The organism is Rhodanobacter fulvus Jip2 (assembly GCF_000264315.1).
Classification (GTDB): Bacteria; Pseudomonadota; Gammaproteobacteria; order Xanthomonadales; family Rhodanobacteraceae; genus Rhodanobacter; species Rhodanobacter fulvus.
On the sequence record NZ_AJXU01000069.1, the window covers coordinates 1 to 17909 of the forward strand.

15 protein-coding genes are annotated in these 17909 nt (G+C 68.8%); 5 read left to right on the forward strand and 10 right to left on the reverse strand.

What is annotated here, in order from left to right; all coding sequences use genetic code 11:
- Positions 1-292: 292 nt before the first annotated feature.
- The 3 genes from UU9_RS14980 to UU9_RS14990 all read right to left on the reverse strand — a co-directional run bounded on the left by UU9_RS14980 (position 293) and on the right by UU9_RS14990 (position 2402).
- The gene (locus tag UU9_RS14980) at positions 293-1636 is read right to left on the reverse strand and encodes a PQQ-dependent sugar dehydrogenase (protein ID WP_007082616.1); all 1344 of its coding nucleotides are present in this window, start codon (positions 1634-1636) and stop codon (positions 293-295) included.
- On the reverse strand, positions 1633-2049 hold the full coding sequence (locus UU9_RS14985) for a hypothetical protein (RefSeq protein WP_007082617.1): 417 nt from the start codon (positions 2047-2049) through the stop codon (positions 1633-1635). Before UU9_RS14985 ends, UU9_RS14980 begins: the two co-directional genes overlap by 4 nt.
- An 83-nt stretch (positions 2050-2132) precedes the next feature.
- Positions 2133-2402: a metal/formaldehyde-sensitive transcriptional repressor gene (locus UU9_RS14990; RefSeq protein ID WP_007082618.1), complete on the reverse strand. Its 270-nt coding sequence runs from the start codon at positions 2400-2402 to the stop codon at positions 2133-2135.
- 54 nt (positions 2403-2456) lie between these two features.
- Here UU9_RS14990 and dmeF point away from each other — a divergent pair, with 54 nt between their 5' ends.
- The 3 genes from dmeF (at position 2457) to UU9_RS15005 (ending at position 5357) form a co-directional block, all read left to right on the forward strand.
- A complete protein-coding gene (gene dmeF / locus UU9_RS14995) occupies positions 2457-3392 on the forward strand; it encodes a CDF family Co(II)/Ni(II) efflux transporter DmeF (RefSeq protein WP_007082619.1) in 936 nt (311 codons plus the stop codon).
- 80 nt (positions 3393-3472) lie between these two features.
- Positions 3473-4399 carry a rhodanese-like domain-containing protein gene (locus UU9_RS15000; RefSeq protein ID WP_007082620.1) on the forward strand — a complete coding sequence of 309 codons (927 nt, stop codon included), beginning with the start codon at positions 3473-3475 and terminating at the stop codon, positions 4397-4399.
- A 64-nt stretch (positions 4400-4463) separates the two neighbouring features.
- A complete protein-coding gene (locus UU9_RS15005; protein ID WP_007082621.1) occupies positions 4464-5357 on the forward strand; it encodes a pirin family protein in 894 nt (297 codons plus the stop codon).
- Between the two features lie 58 nt (positions 5358-5415).
- On the opposite strand, the gene yoaA is transcribed toward UU9_RS15005, so the two are convergent.
- Complete coding sequence (gene yoaA, locus UU9_RS15010; protein ID WP_007082622.1) at positions 5416-7362, reverse strand: DNA repair helicase YoaA; 1947 nt, start codon at positions 7360-7362, stop codon at positions 5416-5418.
- A 71-nt stretch (positions 7363-7433) separates the two neighbouring features.
- Between yoaA and UU9_RS15015 the strand changes: the two genes are divergently transcribed.
- Positions 7434-7907 carry a pyrimidine dimer DNA glycosylase/endonuclease V gene (locus UU9_RS15015; protein ID WP_007082623.1) on the forward strand — a complete coding sequence of 158 codons (474 nt, stop codon included), beginning with the start codon at positions 7434-7436 and terminating at the stop codon, positions 7905-7907.
- Positions 7908-7963: 56 nt separating this feature from the next.
- Here the strand turns inward: UU9_RS15015 and UU9_RS15020 are convergent, their stop codons facing one another.
- The 6 genes from UU9_RS15020 to UU9_RS15045 all read right to left on the reverse strand — a co-directional run bounded on the left by UU9_RS15020 (position 7964) and on the right by UU9_RS15045 (position 16378).
- Positions 7964-8491 (reverse strand): tetratricopeptide repeat protein, encoded by a 528-nt coding sequence (locus tag UU9_RS15020; protein WP_007082624.1) that lies wholly within the window; start codon positions 8489-8491, stop codon positions 7964-7966.
- 2 nt (positions 8492-8493) lie between these two features.
- A complete protein-coding gene (gene mrcB, locus UU9_RS15025; RefSeq protein ID WP_007082625.1) occupies positions 8494-10875 on the reverse strand; it encodes a penicillin-binding protein 1B in 2382 nt (793 codons plus the stop codon).
- 215 nt (positions 10876-11090) lie between these two features.
- Positions 11091-11918 (reverse strand): SDR family oxidoreductase, encoded by an 828-nt coding sequence (locus UU9_RS15030; protein WP_007082626.1) that lies wholly within the window; start codon positions 11916-11918, stop codon positions 11091-11093.
- Between the two features lie 85 nt (positions 11919-12003).
- Positions 12004-13719 carry a tetratricopeptide repeat protein gene (locus UU9_RS15035; protein ID WP_007082627.1) on the reverse strand — a complete coding sequence of 572 codons (1716 nt, stop codon included), beginning with the start codon at positions 13717-13719 and terminating at the stop codon, positions 12004-12006.
- A gap of 85 nt (positions 13720-13804) precedes the next feature.
- A complete protein-coding gene (locus UU9_RS15040) occupies positions 13805-15949 on the reverse strand; it encodes a bifunctional (p)ppGpp synthetase/guanosine-3',5'-bis(diphosphate) 3'-pyrophosphohydrolase (protein WP_007082628.1) in 2145 nt (714 codons plus the stop codon).
- A gap of 192 nt (positions 15950-16141) precedes the next feature.
- Positions 16142-16378 carry a glutaredoxin family protein gene (locus UU9_RS15045; protein WP_007082629.1) on the reverse strand — a complete coding sequence of 79 codons (237 nt, stop codon included), beginning with the start codon at positions 16376-16378 and terminating at the stop codon, positions 16142-16144.
- A 73-nt stretch (positions 16379-16451) separates the two neighbouring features.
- Here UU9_RS15045 and UU9_RS15050 point away from each other — a divergent pair, with 73 nt between their 5' ends.
- Positions 16452-17834, forward strand: a complete 1383-nt coding sequence (locus UU9_RS15050; protein ID WP_007082630.1) for an L-serine ammonia-lyase — start codon at positions 16452-16454, stop codon at positions 17832-17834.
- Positions 17835-17909: the final 75 nt, after the last annotated feature.

Genomic DNA, 17909 nt, shown 5'->3' on the forward strand with positions numbered 1-17909 from the left:
GGCCTTTCTCTTTGGTTATCTTTCTCTTTGGCCACACAAAGAGAAAGTAACTCGGCTGCCGCAGGCAGACGAAAGCTCTTCGCTTCAAATGCTCTGGGTTGAAACGAATCACCAGCGAACGCAATGCATGCGAGCGAGTTTTTGCGAGGGCCGGAACACGAGGCGCGAATGCGGAGAAGCCGGCGGGCGGTGCCCGCCCTACAGGAAAGGCATGAGCATCGCGCACAAGGTGCGCTCCTACAGGTGCGCGGAGGCTTCCATGAGTCCGGAAGCCCCGCGTCCTCCGCACCCCTCATTGCACCGGAGGCAACCCGCCAGTCGATGAAGCCGGCGCTGGCGCGGCACGCGTGGGCGTGACGCGCCAGATGGTATTGGAGAGATCGTCGGCGACGATCAGCGCGCCGCGTGGATCGACGGTGACGCCGACCGGGCGGCCCCGGGTCTTGCCGTCTTCCGTGCGGAAACCGGTGACGAAGTCGATGGGTTCGCCGGATGGACGGCCATCGTGGAACGGCACGAACACCACCTTGTAGCCCACCGGCGGGTTGCGGTTCCAGCTGCCGTGCTCGCCGACGAACACGCCATCACCGAACTGGCCGCCCATCGTGGGTGCCGAGAACGCCACGCCCAGCGCGGCCACATGCGAGCCCAGCGCGTAATCGGGCGTGATGGCCGCGGCGACCTTGGCCGGGTCCCGCGGCATCACACGGGCGTCCGCATGCTGGCCCCAGTACGCATAGGGCCAGCCATAGAAGCCGCCCTCGCGTATCGATGTGAGGTAGTCGGGCACCAGGTTCGGGCCGATCTCGTCGCGCTCATTGACCACCGCCCACAAGGTGTCGGTGCCGGGCTGGATCGCCAGCGCGGTGGGGTTGCGCAGGCCGGTGGCGTAGACCTTGTGCGCGCCGGTGGCGGCATCCACCTGCCAGATCCGCGCGCGGTCGACTTCGGCGGTCATGCCGCGCTCGGTGATGTTGCTGTTGGAGCCGATGGCCACGTACAGGTAACGCCCATCGGGGCTGGCCGCCAGCGCCTTGGTCCAGTGGTGGTTGATCGCCGACGGCAGGTCGGTGACCTTGACCGGCGCCCCGCTGGCGTGGGTCTGGCCCGTCCGGTAATCGAAGCGCACCAGCTCGCCCTGGTTGGCGACGTACAGGTTGCTGCCGATCAGGGCGAGGCCGTAGGGCGCGTCGAGGTTGTCGGCGAAGACGGTCTTCAGCTCGTACTTGCCATCGCCATCGGCGTCGCGCAGCAGGGTCAGGCGGTTGCCGCTCTTGACCGAGGTGTTGCCCTTGGCCTTGATCTTGCCGGCGATCACGTCCTTGGGCTTGAGCTTGGGCGCATGGCCGCCACGACCTTCGGCCACCAGGATATCGCCGTTGGGCAGCACCAGGGTCTGGCGCGGGATGCCCAGGTCGGTGGCGATGGCGGTGACGCTGTAGCCCTGCGGCACGGTGGGCAGCTGGTCGCCCCAGGCGGCGGGTTTGGCGATGATCATGTCCGGCATGACGCCGCGCGTCGGCGACGGCAGCTCCGGGCTGGCGCCGTACTGGTTCAGATCCGGGGCCTTGCCGCAGGACGCCAGCAACATGACGGCGGCGGCGATGGGCAGGACTTTCAGGCTGGAAATTTTCATCGTGCACCTCCCGCGCGCAGGCTTGCGAAGCCGATCCAGGTCGCCACGAATGCCAGCACGACGACAATCACCGAGAACACCAGCGCCATGGGCATGATCGCCCACGCATCCCTGGCGTGATACAGCGCATCGAAGAAGCCGACCAGCCAGGTCGCCACCAGCACCACGATATGAACGATGCTGCGCCCGCCACGTACGAGGGCGAGGATTTCGCAGATGACGGCGACGGAGGTGAGCACCATCGCGCCAACCAGCAGCCAGGAGGCGAAGTCGCTCCACTGGATCAGGTAGGTGTTCCAGTAGGCGTAGTCGGTCAGCAGCGCACCGAGGAACAGGGTCAGCCCGCCGGCCAGGACGGCCGCATGAAAAAGGCGCGCGCCACCGGGACGCACGCGATCGACGATCGAAACCATATCAGTCTCTCCTCAGGACGAGTGCCGAGCCCCATGCTGCCACGAGTCGAGGGGCGTTCGACGTGAAGACGGCTGCCCGGCGACTACTTGAGGTAGCTTTTCAGCACCGCCAGCACCGGCAACAGCTCGTCCTGCCGTTTGCTGCTGCCGGGCCCGGCCACGTGGGAACGCAGGTGGCCTTCCATCACCTGCAGGATCAGCCCGTTGACCGCGCCGCGCACGGCGGCCAGCTGCTGCAGCACGGCACCGCATTCCGTATCACCTTCGATCGCCCGCTCGAGCGAGGCCATCTGGCCGTTGATGCGGCGCACGCGGGCGACCAGCTTCTTGCGATTCTCATGGATATGCGACATGGCGTGCCCTCGCGCTCATATACTGTGGGGGAGTATATGACCCGAGACCATCTCATGCCCGCCCCCGACATCGCCCCGTTCACCCACAGCCACCAGTTCAACCACGCCGATGCGAAGGCGGAGCGCAATACCCGGCGCGTGGTGTACATCACCGCGGCGATGATGGTGGTGGAGATCGTCGGCGGCTACTGGCTGAATTCGATGGCGTTGCTGGCCGATGGCTGGCACATGAGTTCGCATGCGCTGGCGATGGGGCTTTCCGTCATGGCTTATGCGCTGGCGCGGCGCTACGCCAGGGACGGCCGCTTCGCCTTCGGCACCTGGAAGATCGAGATACTCGGCGGCTACAGCAGCGCCATGCTGCTGGCGGTGGTTGCCACGCTGATGATGATCCAGTCGCTGGGGCGCCTGTTCGTACCCGCCACGATCCACTACGACGAAGCCATCCCGATTGCCGTGCTCGGCCTGGGCGTCAACCTGCTGTGCGCATGGCTGCTGAAGGGAGAGCACGACCACCATCACGGGCACGATCACGGACATGCGCACGACCACGCGCACGGTCACCACCACGACGTGAACCTGCGCGCGGCCTACCTGCATGTGATCGCGGATGCGGCCACCTCCGTGCTGGCCATCGTGGCGCTGGTCGGCGGCAAGCTTTACGGCGCCGCATGGCTCGACCCGGCGATGGGTATCGTCGGGTCGATCCTGGTGGCGCGCTGGGCGTTCGGGCTGTTGCGCGAGTCCGGCAAGATCCTGCTGGACGCGGAGATGGATCAGCCGGTGGTCGAGGAAATCCGCGACGTGGTGCGCGGGCAGTTTGCCACCGCCGCCGTCAGCGACCTGCATGTGTGGCGCGTCGGGCGCAACAGCTACGCCTGCATCCTGGGGCTGGTGACGACAACGCCCATCAGCGCCGAGGACGTGCGCCGGCAACTGGCCATCCACGAAGAGCTGGTGCACGTGACGGTCGAGATCGCCGCCGCCTGAGCGCGGTGCGGTCCGCTTTCGCCTCGGTGCGCCGGGACAAGTAAGCTGGGCTGACAGGTTCACCCGAGGCGGCATGTCAGATGATCGAAGCGCTGAACGCATTGCTGTCGACCTACGGGCTGTGGCTGGTCTTTCTGGTCGTGCTGCTCGACCAGGGCGGCATCCCGATTCCCGCCTGGCCACCGCTGGTCGTGGCCAGCGCGCAGGCCATGGAGCGTCAGGAACCGGTCTGGCCGATCCTGCTGGCCGCCACGCTGGCCGCGTTGTTGGCCGATACGTTGTGGTACCTGGCCGGGCGTCGGCATGGCGCGCACATGTTGCGGCTGATCTGCCGCGTCTCGCTGTCGCCCGACAGCTGCGTGTCCAGCACGCGTGCGATCTACGCGAAGTGGGGCGCGCCGTCGCTGGTGCTGGCCAAGTTCATTCCCGGCTTTGCCGCGGTCGGCACTACCCTGGCCGGCCACCAGCGCACGCCACTGCGCCGCTTCGTGGCGTATGACGGCACCGGCGCCGTGCTGTGGGCGGGCGTGGCGATCGCCACCGGTGTGGTGTTCCATGGCGCCGTCAACGAGGCGCTGCTGACGCTGGAATCGCTGGGCCGGGTCGGCATCGGCGTGGTGCTGGTGGCGCTGGCGGTGTTCATCGTCCGCAAATACTGGAAACGGCGGCTGTTCCTGCGCGAGCTGCGGATGGAGCGCATCTCCGTGGCCGAGCTGCAGGCGTTGATGGCCAAGCCCGGCAGCCCGCTGCTGATCGACGTGCGCAGCGCAGCCGAACGCGACGCCACCGGCTGGATTCCCGGCGCGGTCCACGCGGCGCGCGTGGCGGACCTCGTCGCCGACGCCGGCGCTGAAGTGGTGGTCTATTGCGACTGCCCGAACGAAGCCTCGGCGGCGCGCGTGGCCAGCCAGCTCAAGCAGTTGGGCTTCGTCCGCGTGCGCCCGCTGGCGGGCGGGCTGGAGGCGTGGCGTTCGCACGGCCTGCCGGTGGAAACCACCTCCGCCTGACCTTGCCGCACCATGGTGCGATAGTGGTCGCCCGCATTCCCCTGCTGCCACCCGGAGGTACTCCATGATCGAGCTCATCATCGAACAGCGCCGACGCGACCTGGGTTCCTTCGAGGTCGGCCGCGTGCTGCCATTCGCGCAGCGCCGCATGGTCGGCCCCTACATTTTCTTCGACCGCATGGGACCGAAGCAGATCGCACCCGGCCTGCCACGCGAGGCGGACGTGCGCCCGCATCCGCACATCGGCCTGTCGACCATCACCTATCTGTTCGACGGCGAGATCATGCACCGCGACAGCCTCGGCTCCGAGCAGGCCGTGCGCCCCGGCGAGGTCAACTGGATGACCGCCGGCCGCGGCATCACGCATTCGGAGCGCTTCGAGAAACTGCGCGCACAGGGCGGGCCGCTGGACGGCATCCAGGCCTGGGTGGCGCTGCCGGACGGGCGCGAGGAAATGGACCCGGGCTTCTGGCACTACGCCAACCACGACTTGCCGGTCTTCGACGACGACGGCCTCACCGGGCGGCTGATCGCCGGCAGCCTGGCCGGCGTGACGTCGCCGGTGAAGGTCGATTCACCGCAGTTCTACGTGCACTGGCAACTGCGCGCCGGCGCGCGGGTGTCGCTGCCGGCCGAATACCCCGAGCGGGCGGTCTACGTGGCCAGCGGCGAGGTGGAGATCGACGGCGAGCGGGTCGAAGCGGGCAAGATGGCGGTACTGGTGCCCGGCAAGGCCGCCACCATCGCCACCCGCAGCGGCGCGGTGGTCATGGCGCTGGGCGGAGAGCCGGTAGGGCCGCGCTACATCGACTGGAACTTCGTCTCCTCATCGCCCGAACGGCTCGACCAGGCCCGCGCCGACTGGGCCGCCGGGCGCATGAAACTGCCGGACCTGGACAACGCAGAGTTCATCCCGCTGCCGCCGAAACTGGGGGCGAAGCCCGAGCCGATGTCGTAGGGGCGGGATTCGGGATTCGGGATTCGGGATTCGGGATTCGCAAGAGCAAGAGCAAGAGCTATGGCGGTGCGGGCGCGACGTCGAAGAAAGCTTGCACGTCGGCCAGTTCGCGGGTGCGTGGCATGGGGGGCACGCTGGCGAGGAACAGTTTGCCGTAGCCCTTGCCGGTGAGGCGCGGGTCGCACAGCATCAGCACGCCGCGGTCGTGGATGTCGCGGATCAGGCGCCCTGCCCCTTGCTTCAACGCGATCACCGCGCTGGGCACCTGCCAGCCCATGAACGGGTTGATGCCGGAGGCTTCCAGCGCGGCAAGGCGCGCCACCAGCACCGGATCGTCGGGCGCGGCGAACGGCAGCTTGTCGATCACCACCACGCTGAGCGCCTCGCCCACCACGTCCACGCCTTCCCAGAAACTGGCCGCGCCCAGCAGCACGCCGTGGCCGCTGGCGCGGAAGTCCTCCAGCAGCCGCGGCCGTGGCGCGGTGCCCTGCACGAACAGCGGCCAGGGCACCCTGTCCTGCAGCAGTTCGGCGGCGCGGCGCAACGCGCGGTGCGAGGTGAACAGCAGGAACGCGCGGCCGTTGGACGCCTGCAGCACCGGCAACGCGGCCTCGATCACCTGCTCGGTGTAGTCGCGCGCATTGGGATCGGGCAGTCCCGACGGCAGGTAGCACAGGCCCTGTCTGGCGTAGTCGAACGGGCTTTCCAGACTCAAGGTCTGGGGCTCATCCAGCCCCAGCTGGCGGGCGAAGTGATCGAAATTGCCCGCCACCGACAGCGTGGCCGACGTGTGGATCCACGCGGCCTGGGTGCGTTCGCGCAGGGCACGCATCGGCGCGGCAAGATCCAGCGGCGTGGCATGCAGGGCGAAGCCGCGCGTCCATGACTCGTACCAGCGCACGTCGCGGTCGCTGCGATCCTCCACGATGCGGTCCAGCCTCTCGCTCAACACGGTGGCGCGTTCGCTGAGGTTGGAGAAGCCACGCGAACGCTCGGCCTGGGACACCAGCAGCTCGGTCAACGTGGCCAGCAACTCGCGCAATCCGTGCAGGGCATCGCGCACACCGGCGCGATCCTCCAGTTCCTGGAACGCGCCACGCTGCGGCAGCGGCGCCATCGCCAGGCGCAGTTGGCGCAGGGACTCCTGCAACGCTTCCACCGGCTCCAGCAGCAACCCGATCGCGCCGGTGACGCCGGTGCATTCAGCCAGCGCATCGTGCGCCAGGTCGGTCAGCTGGCGCGCGCTGAGGCTCTGCGAAAAGAACTGCCCGGCCAGCTCGGGCACCTGGTGCGCCTCATCCAGGATGAAGGCGGCGGCGCCGGGCAGGATCTCGCCGAAGCCTTCCTGTTTCAACGCCAGGTCCGCGAACAGCAGGTGGTGGTTGACCACCACCACGTCGGCCTCCATCGCCTCGCGGCGCGCCTTCACCACGTGGCAGTCGTCGAAGAACGGGCATTCCACGCCCAGGCAGTTTTCCGGGGTGGAGGTGACGCGCGGCCACAGCGGCGACTCCTCCGGCACCTCCGCCAGCTCCATGCGGTCGCCACGACGGGTGCGGGCGGACCAGGCGCGGATGGTGGCCAGTTGCGCGGCCTGGGTGCGCTCGAAGGTGGCGCCCTCGCGCACGGTCTGGTCCAGCCGGTACAGGCACAGGTAGTTGGCACGGCCTTTCAGCAACGCAGTCTTCAGCCGTACGCCCAGCACCGAGCGCACGCGCGGCAGGTCGCGGAAATACAGCTGATCCTGCAGCGTCTTGGTGCCGGTGGAAATGATCACCCGCTCGCCCGACAACAATGCCGGCACCAGATAGGCGAAGGTCTTGCCGGTGCCTGTGCCCGCCTCGGCAATCAGCGTTTCGCGCCCCGCAATGGCCTGCGCCACCGCCTGCGCCATGCGCTGCTGTGCCTCACGCGGGGCGAAGCTGGGCACCTCGCGGGCAAACGGGCCATCGGTGCCCAGCAGCGCCGCAACATCCGTGGTCGCGGGGTCGTCGTGATCAATCATCACGCCAGTATCGCCGAGCGGCCGCGGCGGCGAAACCGTGGGCTTTCGAGCAGGGACCGCTTGCAGCGACAATGCCGGCACGCAGCGCGGAGATTCCCATCGTGCGGTTATGGACACTGCATCCGAGTTACCTGGATCGGCAAGGCCTGGTGGCGCTGTGGCGCGAGGCCCTGCTGGCGCGCGCGGTGTTGCGGGGCGAGACGCGCGGCTACCGCAATCATCCGCAATTGCAGCGCTTCCACGCCCACGCCGCGCCGTTGTCGGCGATCGAATCTTACCTGTGCGCCGTCTACGCCGAGTCGCTGGCGCGCGGCTATGTTTTCGACCGCAGCAAGATCGAACCGGTTTGCGCGGTGGCGCCCATCCCCGCCAGCGACGGTCAGTTGGCGCACGAATGGGCGCACCTGATGGCCAAGCTGCGGCAGCGCTCGCCGCAGTTGCACCGGCAATGGCAGGCCTGCAGCCAGCCAGCCTGCCATCCGCTGTTTCGGCTGCAACCGGGTCCGGTGGCCGACTGGGAACGCGGCAGCATCATCGAGGCCTGAAGCGCCACCGATCCGGGCATCGACGCATTCAGCATACGGACGTCTGGACGTCCATATCAATAACGCGGCACGCCCGCCTTGTGGCACTGGGCCAGCCATTTGCGCGCGGTGGCGGCGCCAGCCTCGTCCCCGGCGTGCAGCCGCAACTCCACGATGGTCTGCCAGTTGCGGGCGCACAACGGGCCCAGCTTCGGTCCCAGCGACCACGAACGATGGGCCAGTTTCTCGGCGCCGCCGAAATCACCCAGCCGGATGGCGATTTCGGCACGGTCCTGCAACAGGGCGGGCGAATCCGGGCTGAGCTTCAGGGCCTGATCGAGCTTGGCCCCGGCGTCGGCATAGCGGCCGGCGTTGGCGTCGGCGCGGGCGGCATCCTGCAGCCCGGTGACGCCGGGATCGCCCAGCGGATTGACGGCGATCACCGAGCTCTCGCGGTCACCGGCGGCACGGATGGCGGCCACCATGTCGTGGGCGGGAGCGGCCGCGCGCGATGGGGCGGGTGGCGGCGGCGTGGCGCAGCCGGCAAAAAGCGTGACGGCCACCAACAAGGCGCCGCGGCGCGCGGCTTTTACGAGGTACGACATGGTCAATTCCGGTACGGATCAGCGGGGTTCGGGGGAGCGGTGGGAGCAACCGGTGCCGCCGGAGCGGCAGGGGCGCCGGGCGCGCCGTTGGTGCTGGGCTGACCGACGCCGAACAGGCCTTGCACGGTTTCCCAGGCGCAGCCATCGACATCGGCGGACAGGCTGCCGGCCACCACCGGCACCTGTTGCGCGCCAGCGCATTGCGGGTCGGTGCGGCGTCCGCTGGCGGGGTTGATCCAGGCCATCTCCAGGCCACCGCCGTGTGCGCTGGACAACGGGTGGGTGGGCAATTTGGCGAACAGCTCGCGCCACGCGCGCAAGGCTCCGGTAGCCCCGAACAGGCCCGCCGGCTTGTTGTCGTCGCGGCCCATCCAGAACACCGCCAGGTGTTCGCCGGTGTAGCCGGCAAACCAGCTGTCGCGCAGGTCGTTGCTGGTGCCGGTCTTGCCGGCGGCGTGCAGCCACGCCAGGCCCGAATTGCCGATCGAATGCGCGGTGCCGTACACCGCCACCTGCTGCAACGCCCAGGTGGTCAACCGCACCGCGCTCTGGTATTCGCCGTCGCCGGGCTGCACCTGGTAGCGCTTGATCGTGCGGCCGTTGCCATCGAGCACGCCGCTGACGGCAACCAGCGGCAGCGCGTGACCGTCGGCGGCCAGGTACTGGTAAAGATGGGTGACCTGCAGCGGCGAAAGATCCAGCGCGCCAAGCAGCAACGACGGGCTGGGGTTGACGCCGGTCAGCCCGAACGACTGCAGGAACGACTTGATCCGCGGCAGCCCCAGCGCCATGCCGAGATGGATGGTGGCCAGGTTCCACGACTTCGCCAGCGCATCCACCATCGGCACCATGCCGTGGCTCTGGTTGTCGTCGTTCTGCGGGTTCCAGACGGTGCCATTGGGCTGGCGCAGGGAGATCGGGCCATCGTCCAGCAAGGTGGCCAGGTTCCAGCGCTCGGGCTGGGTCAGGGCCACCAGATAGATGAACGGCTTGATCGTGGAGCCGATCTGCCGGCGCGCATCCAGCGCCCGGTTGAAGCCTTGCGCACCCGGCCGCTTGTCGCCCACCACGGCCAGCACGTTGCCGGTTTGCGCACTGGTGACCACCGCCGCCGCCTGCACCGCCTCGCCCCGCTTGCCCAGCGCCTTCACCGTGGTGCTGATCGCCTGCTCGGTGTAGAGCTGCGCCGCCGGGTCGAGCGTGGTGAACACCGACAGGTGCCCGCCGCGCAACGTTTCGTCGTCGAAGTCGCTGGTGATCTGCTCGCGCACCAGCTGCATGAAAGCCGGGAAACGGTTGTGCGGCAGCTGGCCGTTCTTGATCACGTCCAGCGGCGCCGCCTGTGCCGCATTGGCCTGTGCCCCGGTCAGCAAACCGGTGGTCTCGAACTCCTGCAGCACCAGGTTCCGGCGCGCCAGCGCGCGTTCGGGATAGCGGCGCGGGTCGTAATAGCTGGGGCCTTTCACCAGGCCCACCAGCATCGCGATCTCCTGCGGCCGCAGCGCTTCCAGCCGACGCCCGAAATAGAACTCCGAGGCGGCCGCGAAACCGTGCACCGCCTGGTCGCCCTGCTGGCCGAGGAAGACCTCGTTGATGTATGCCTCCAGGATCCGGCCCTTGCTGTAGTGCAGCTCGATCAGCACCGACATCAATGCTTCGTTGATCTTGCGGGTGAAGCTGCGCTCGCGGGTGAGGAACAGGTTGCGCACCAGTTGCTGGGTCAGCGTGGACGCGCCCTGCACCGTGCGGCCGGCGCGAAGGTTGGCGAACGCCGCCCGCGCGATGGCCGAGAAATCGATGCCGATGTTGTGCTTGAAATCGCGGTCCTCGACCGCCTGCAAGCCGCTGACCAGCAGCGGCGGCACATCGGCCAGGTGCACGATGCGCCGCTCCACCTGGCTGGCGCCGTACAGCGTGGCGATGCGCGCGGGGTCGAGATGCGCGATGGCCATCGCCTTGTCACTGGCCACATCGGTGACCGAGCGCACCTCGCCCTTGCCCAGCGTCACCTCGATCCGCTTCGGCAACTCACCGCCGGCAGGGCCGGCATAGCCGCGCGAGGCGATGGTGTAGCGCGAACCCTGTTTGACCCAACTGCCGGGCAAGTCGCCGCGGTCGCCACGGCGGTAGCCGGCAAAGGTCAGCTCCAGCTCCAGCGCGGCGGGCGTCATCGGCACGCCCGCGGCCAGCGGCAGCGGCCGCGCGTACACCCGCGTGGGCACCGCGAACACCAGGTCGTTGAAGCGCTCCTGCACGCGCTTGTTCAACACCAGCATGTACGGCAGCACGAAGCCCACCAGCAGGCCCATGCCGATCCAGAACGGGATGCGCAGCCACGGCCACGAGCGGCGCGCCAGGGAACGGGTACGGGTCAGGAAGGCCAACGGCGGGGAGTCCTCGATCAAATGCGTCGATGATAGGGCCTGCTACCCGAGGCGCATATGAATGGTGCGGGTTTTTTGCGGGCAAAACGCGGCCATACCGGCGAATGTGGGCAGCCAACCGATGTGGGAGCGACTTCAGTCGCGATGCTTCTGCTCTGGGGCTCCAAGGCAAGAGCATCGCGACTGAAGTCGCTCCCACAATCACAACCAGACCATCACCACATCGTGGGATCGGGATGGAACGCCCGCGGGTGGATGCCCAGCAGGCGCTGCAATTCGCCGTTGTCGGCGATCAGATCGGTGTCCAGGCGGTTCAGTGGCCCGCGCAGGCGCGGCAGGAGGCGGGCGCAGGCGCGCAACAGGCCACCCGGCAGCGGCAGCGGCAAGGTGGCGCCCGGCTGGCTGCGGCGCACGCGGCGGAACATTTCGACGAAAGACAGGCGTTCGCCGCCGCCGATCGGCAGGATGCGCCCGGCAACCGCCGGGCAAGCCAGCGCCGCCACTACGGCCTGGGCGATGTCGTCGGCGTGCACCGGCTGGCGCAGGCCATGCCCGCCGGGCAGCGGGAAAATCCGCAGGCGCCGGGCGCGGCGGGCGATCGGTGTGAGGCTCTTGTCCAGACCCGCGCCGTAGATCAGCGTGGGCCGCAGCACGGTCCACGCACAGCCATGGCGCGCGCACGCAGCCGCCAGCGCCGACTCGCCCTCGCGCAGCAACTGCGAGATGGCGCGTTCCGCCGGTACTGCCGAATCACGCTTGGTTTCGGCGCTCATCGAGCTGGTGGCGATCACCCGCGGCGCGCCTTTCAGCGGCGTGGCGGCCAGCCAGTCCGCGAACGGTTGCAGCGGGCCGAAGCTGATGATCGCCGACAGCGCCGGCAACACGGGCACCTGGTCGGGAAGCTGACCGTGCAGCCAGGTCACGCCGGCCTGCTCCGGTCGCGGCTGTCGGCTCAGGGAAAGGATCGATTCGCCGCACTCCAGCAGCCGCGGCAACAGGAAATGGCCGATCTGGCTGCTGCCACCGAACACCAGGATCGTCATGGCGCGCTCGATGGACTGACGGGTGCGCGACGCGCTCCTGATGCTGCGCCGTACCCGATCGCGGGCTGAACGCCGCCAGCAGGATTCACGGGCCACCCTGCAAACGGACGGCCATATCCTGCACCCGCGCGCTGTCGGGCGTGAGTTTGCGGGCGCTATTCAACGACTGGGCGGCGCCCACCCGATCACCGCTGGCCAACTGGCGATCGGCCTGATCGAGCCACGCACCGGCCAGTCGATTGGCCAGCGCGCCCTGCGCGGGATCGCCCGGCGCCAGCTCGGCCAGGTTCGCCAGCATGTCGGTGGCCCGGCCCAGCTGACCGGCGGCCAGCGCCTGGTTGAACTGCTGCGTCACCTGCACCGGCAGGGCCTGCAAGCCGCGGCGCGCCTCGACGTTGTTGCCATCGATGGCCAGTGCCTGGCGATACAGGTCGTAGGCGCTGCCGCCCGGCGGCAGCATGATGTCGCCGCGCGTGGCAGCCGCCTGCGCGCCTTGCAGCAACCGGGTGATCTGCGCCTGCTGGGCGGCCGACAAGGTCGGCGATACCAGCCCCGCATCGTCCGGCGCGGCCGCGGCGCTTGGGGCGGCCTTCTCGCTCGGCGACGAGGTGGTGGCGGTGGCCGCGCCGATACGCGCCCGCGCCGCGGCCAGGTCGGCGGATTTGGGTGCCAGTGCCGCCGCCTGGTCGAGCAGGCCGGCCGCCTGGCTGCGGTCGCCCGCTTCGATCGCGGCGTTGGCACGCACGATCATCGCCTGCGCCACCATGCCCAGGCCGGCATGCGCCTCGCGGCTGTCGGGATCGATCGCCAGCGCCGCCTTGAAATGCGCCAGCGCGGTGTCGTCGCCGGCGCCGCTGACGCGGCCTTCGGCAAGCGCGGCGCGCCCCTGCTTGATCGCCTCGTCCAGCGCGTCGCTGTTCTGCTGGCGCTGCTGCGCCTGCTGCGCGCGCAAGGCCGGCAACGCGCCATGGTTGGGTTGCAGCGCCGCCAGCCGGTCGATCAGCGCGGCGGCTTCGCTGTCCTGCTTCGCCTCGAGCGCCTTGCGCGCCTGCTCGGCCAGCGCGTCGCCGACCTGGTTGAGGCCGTGGGCGGCGACCGCATTGTCGGGGTTGGCGCGCAGCATTTGCTGGTACAGCGCGCCGGCGCCCTGCTCGCCATCCAGCTGGCCGGCGGCAAAGGCCTGGCGGGCGCGATCCACGAGATCGTCGGTGGGCAGGTGTGCCGCACGGGCTTTTTCGATGGCGCGGTCGAGCCGATCGATGTCGCTGCCGCCGCCCAGCAGCTGGCGCGCCACGGCGGCGTGCTGCGCGGCCTGGTCGAGCTGGCCGGCCTCAAGTGCCGTATCGCCCTGCGACAGCTCCGCTCGGCCGACCTGGTGCAGGCCGTTGCGCGCGGCATCGTTGTCCGGCTCCAGCGCCACGGCGGCCTGGTACAGCTCGCGGGCACTGGTGCCGTCCTGGCCGTCCAGACGTCCATCCTGCAAGGCCTGTTGTGCGCGGCTCAGCACGTCGTTCAACTCGGTGCGCGGCAGCATGCCGCGCAGGTCGTTCTGCTTGAACCAGACGGTGGCGACCAGCGCCACGAACACCAGCAGCAACAAGGCCATCAGCCAGCCGCGGCGGCCGGACTCCGATCGCGGCACACGGGTACGACCGCGCGACACGCGCGGCTCCACCGTCACCTGCGGCAAGCCGTCGGAAGACGGTGTCGGGGTGGGTGCGTCCAGGCGGTCGATATCGCCGAGCGTGGGCTCGGTGCGACCGCGCGGATCGTTTTCGTGGTTTTCCCTGTTTCCGCTCATGGGTCCATCGTCCGGGACAACGGGCGCAGCTTAACATCGGCCCGACGACACCCCGTGGTTGCGAGCGCCGGTATTGCAGGTGGATTCAGCCGATGCCCACGCGGCGCGCGTCGATCACGTTGGGCAGCGCCTGCAGCTTGGCCAGCAGGATCGACAGCTGCTCGTAATCGCGCACGCGCAGGGTGAAGCGCATTTCCACCTCGCCGGTGTGCACGAACAGGCGGCTGGACGAGGCGATGATGTGGGTATTGGCGTTGCTGATCACGCTGGTGATGTCTTTCTGCAGGCCCTTGCGGTCATAGCCGCGCACTTCGATGTCGACCTCGTACGCCTGTGCCGAGGCGGTGCCCCAGTTCACCTCGATCACCCGATCCGGATCACGCCGCGCCAGCCGCGCCAGGCTGGCGCAGTCGGCGCGGTGCACCGACACGCCGCGGCCGCGGGTGATGAAGCCGCGCACCGGATCGCCCGGCAGCGGCTGGCAGCAGCGTGCCAGCGTGGTCAGCAGGTTGCCGATGCCCTGGATGCTGAGCGCGCTGTGATCGAGCGTGGCGTGGCGCGACGCCACCGGCGTGGCCGATTGGGTTACCAGCGGCGCCGGCGGTTGCGCCGCCTCCTGCAAGACGCGGGTGAGCTGGCCGGGCGTGACTTCGCCCAGCGCCACCGCCACCAGCAGGTCGTCGGGTGTTTTCAGATTGAAATGGGCAGGCAGTTTCGCCACGTCGGCGGCGGACACGGCAGGCAGCGCCATGCGCTTCAGTTCGCGCTCGAACATGGCGCGGCCGGCCGCCACGTTGGCGTCGCGCGCCAGCTTGCGAAACCACACGCGCACCTTGTCGCGCGCCCGCGAGGTGTTGAGGTAGCCGTGATGCACCGACAGCCAGTCGCGGCTGGGCTCGGGAATCTTGGTGGTGAGAATCTCCACCCGGTCGCCGCTCTGCGGCTGGAACGTCAGCGGCACGATGCGGCCGTTGACCTTGGCGCCGCGGCAGCGGTGGCCCACCTCGGTGTGCACGTGGTAGGCGAAATCCAGCACGGTGGCACCGTGCGGCAGGTCGAACACCTCGCCCTTGGGCGTCAGCAGGTAGACGCGGTCTTCCAGCAGCTCGGTGTGCAGGTCGGCGGCCAGCTTGCTGTCGTCCTCGCCGCGCGCCTCCAGCAGCTTGCGCATCCAGGCGATCTTGGCCTCGAACTCGGCATCGGCGCTGCCGCCTTCCTTGTAGCGCCAGTGCGCGGCCACGCCCAGTTCGTTGGCGCGGTGCATGGCGTGGGTGCGGATCTGCACTTCCAGCGTCTTGCCGGCCGGACCCAGCACGGCGGTGTGCAGCGACTGGTAACCGTTGCCCTTGGGCCGCGCGATGTAATCGTCGAACTCGCCCGGCAGGTGCGGCCAGCGCGCATGCACCACGCCCAGCGCGGCGTAGCAGTCGGAGACACTGTCCACCAACACGCGCACCGCGCGGATGTCGTACAGGTCGGAAAACTCCAGCGCCTTGCGCTGCATTTTTTTCCAGATGGAGTAGATGTGCTTGGGTCGCCCGGCCAGCTCGGCGTGGATGCCGGCGGCCTGCAGGTCGCGCTGCAGTTCGTCCAGCGATTGGCGGATGAACGCCTCGCGGTCGGTGCGGCGCTCGTCCAGCAGCTTGGCGATGCGGCGGTAGGTGTCCGGCTGCAGATAGCGGAACGCCAGGTCCTCCAGCTCCCACTTCAGTTGCCAGATGCCCAGCCGGTTGGCCAATGGCGCATGGATGTCGCGGGTGAGCCGGGCCAGCGCGGCGGCCTCCTCGGCCGGCCATGCCACGGCCGCGCGCATCCGTGCCAGCTGCCGCGCCAGCAGGATGAACACCACGCGCAGGTCGCGGATGATCGCCAGCAGCAGCCGGCGCAAACCTTCGGCCGCCCGTTCCGGCGTGCGCTTCTGCGCATGCAGCGCCCACACCTGCTCGGCCGCCTGCTGGCCGGCCACCAGCCGCTGCACCTCGGCCGGCAGCGATTCGCTGCGGGCTTTCCATACCGCCGGCGCCACCCGCGCCAGCTCGAACCACAGCGCCGCCGCCAGCGTCTGCGCATCGCAGCCGAGCATGTCCAGCAGATCCAGCACGTCGGCGCAGCCTGCCTCGTCCAGCGGCTGGTCGGCGCAGGCATCCAGCGCGTCGGCCAGCATCGGCGACAGCGCCGCGGCGCGATCGCGCCAGCGATTCAGACTGGAAGATTTGGCGGCACGAACCATGAGGGTTGAGATTCCGGGTGACGCTTCATTCTAGGAGCTTGGGCGGCATGAACGCTCGAACTGATGCGGTCCCTGTGGGAGCGACTTCAGTGGGAGCGGCTTCAGCCGCGATGCTCTTGCTTTGGAGCTCCAGGGCAAGAGCATCGCGACTGAAGTCGCTCCCACAACACGAGGGCCGCCGCTTTGGCGGCGTCAGCCGGTCGCGGCGAGAAACGCCCGCACCGCGGCGGCGTCGAACGGCCAGTCCAGCTCGCGATCGGTGCGGTTGTCGCGCAATACCGGCACACGCACGCCGTAGCGCGCCTCCAGCTCCACCGAATCGTCCACCCACTGGCTGTCGAAATCCGGCGCACGCGCCTCGGCCATCACCGCCAGGGCCAGGTCGCAGAGATGGCAGTAGTCGCGCTGGTACAGGATCAGGTCGGGCATGCGTTCTGGCAGGGGCTGCGTTCAAGGGGGCCCGCGTAGAATAGCGCGCACCTTTCCTCCCCTCGGCAGCCACATGGCCGTCAGCGTATTCGACCTGTTCAAGATCGGCATCGGGCCGTCCTCCTCGCACACGGTGGGGCCAATGCGCGCCGCCGCGCGGTTCGCCGAACGCTGGCTGGAGGAAAAAGGCGTGCTGGACCAGGTCACCCGCGTGCGCGCGGAGCTGTTCGGCTCGCTGGCGTTGACCGGTCGCGGCCACGGCACCGACAAGGCGGTGCTGCTGGGTCTGGAAGGCCAGCATCCCGATACCGTCGACCCGGACCGCATCCCCGCCACGCTGGAGCGCATCCGCTCCAGCGGCCGGCTGCAATTGCTGGGCAAGCGCGAGATCGCGTTCGACGAGAAGAGCGACCTGGTGTTCAACAAGCGCCAGAAGCTGCCGTTCCACACCAACGGTATGCGCTTTTCCGCGTATGACGCCGAGGGCAACGAGCTGGCCACGCGCGACTACTACTCCGTGGGCGGCGGTTTCGTGGTCAACAAGGACGAGGCGGCCGAAGACCGCATCGTGGCCGACACCACCGAACAACCCTACCCGTTCACCAGCGGCGACCGGATGCTGGCGCTGTGCGAACAGCACGGCATGACCATCGCCCAGTTGATGATGGCCAACGAATCGGTGTGGCGCAGCGAAGCGGAAACCCGTGCCGGCCTGCTGACGATCTGGCAGGCGATGCAGGATTGCGTGGCCCGCGGCCTGCGCTCGCCCGGCACGCTGCCCGGCGGCCTGCATGTGGCCCGACGCGCCCCCGCGATGGCGGAGGAACTGCGCAACCAGCCCGAGGCCGCGCTGCGCGACCCGCTCACCATCCTGGACTGGGTCAACCTGTACGCGCTGGCGGTGAACGAGGAAAACGCCGCCGGCGGCCGCGTGGTCACCGCACCCACCAACGGCGCGGCCGGCATCGTGCCGGCGGTGTTGCATTACTACCAGCGCTTCTGCCCCAAGGCCGACGAAAACGGCGTCATCGAATTCATGCTCACCGCCGCCGCCATCGGCATCCTGTACAAGGAAAACGCCTCCATCTCCGGCGCCGAAGTGGGCTGCCAGGGCGAAGTGGGCGTGGCCTGCTCGATGGCCGCCGGCGGCCTCACCGCGGCACTCGGCGGCAGCATCTGGCAAGTGGAGAACGCGGCCGAAATCGGCATGGAGCACAACCTCGGCCTCACCTGCGACCCGATCGGCGGCCTGGTGCAAATCCCCTGCATCGAACGCAACGCGATGGGCTCGGTGAAAGCCATCAACGCCAGCCGCATGGCACTGAAAAGCGACGGCAAGCACCGCGTCAGCCTGGACAAGGTGATCAAGACCATGCGCGACACCGGCCGCGACATGAAGGACAAGTACAAGGAGACGAGCCGCGGCGGGTTGGCGGTGAATGTCATCGAGTGCTGATGACGGACGCGGCCGTGTGCCTGCGTGAGCCATCGCCCTGCCCTCGCCCTTCGACTTCGCCGCTGCGCGGCTACG